Origin of the sequence: Streptomyces sp. NPDC047017 (assembly GCF_040644175.1) — a bacterium.
GTDB lineage: Bacteria > Actinomycetota > Actinomycetes > Streptomycetales > Streptomycetaceae > Streptomyces.
This window is the reverse complement of the sequence record NZ_JBEYVW010000061.1, coordinates 1-1017: the sequence shown is the minus strand read 5'-3', so window position 1 is coordinate 1017 and position 1017 is coordinate 1. Positions and strand designations below refer to the sequence as shown.

1 protein-coding gene is annotated in these 1017 nt (G+C 65.2%); it reads right to left on the bottom strand.

Annotated elements, in window-relative coordinates:
* The coding region (locus tag ABZ858_RS37170; protein ID WP_361389452.1) for an AMP-binding protein at positions 1-989 on the bottom strand (989 nt) is incomplete at its 3' end.
* Between the last annotated feature and the right edge of the window lie 28 nt (positions 990-1017).

Genomic DNA, 1017 nt, shown 5'->3' with positions numbered 1-1017 from the left:
ATCGGCACCGAGACATCACCCGCCCGGCACTCCCACAACGTCACATCCACCGTGGTCTCCGTCGGACCGAACGAGTTGAACACCCGACGCCCCGCAACCCACCGCCCCACCAAACCAGCCGAAGACGCCTCACCCGCCAACACCAACGTCAGCCCCGCAGGAAGAGCCCCCTCCCCCAACACCTCCAACACCGCCGGCGGCAACGTCGCATGCGTCACCCCATACCGCACCACGAACCGCGACAACGCCTCACCCGCGACCCGCTCCTCCAACAACGGCACCACCAACACCGCACCCGACAACAACGCCATCCAGATTTCCCAGACCGACGTGTCAAAGCTCACCGAAGCAAACTGCAGAACCCGGGCACCCGGCCCCACACCCAAACCCTCAACCTGCGTCCCCGACAAACTCGCCACACCCGCATGCGACACCACCACCCCCTTCGGCCGACCCGTCGAACCCGACGTATAAATCACATACGCCGGATGCGCAGCCAACACCGAAGACAACCGATCACCATCGCCCAGGTCTCCGCTGTCCCGGCCGGCCACAGCATCCCGGACCCCAGGCTCATCCAGCAGCACACGCGGCACCGCACCCTCCCCGGGCAACAACACCGCCGTAGCCACATCCGTCAGAACCAGCACAGGCTCCGCATCCGCGAGCATGTACGCGATCCGCTCCGCCGGATACTCCGGATCCACCGGCACATAACCCGAACCACTCTTCAACACCGCAAGCAACGCCACGAACAAATCCACCGACCGTGGCAACGCCACCGCCACCAGCCGCTCCGGACCCGCACCACACGCCACCAGATGACGAGCCAGACGATTCGCCCGAGCATTCAACTCCGCATACGACAGCTCGACACCGCCACACACCACAGCAACGGCACCAGGAGTACGCGCCACCTGCGCCTCGAACAACTCCGGCAACGTCACATCCGGAACCGCACGAACCGTGTCGTTCCACTCCACCAACACCCGCCGACGCTCCTCGACACCAAGGACG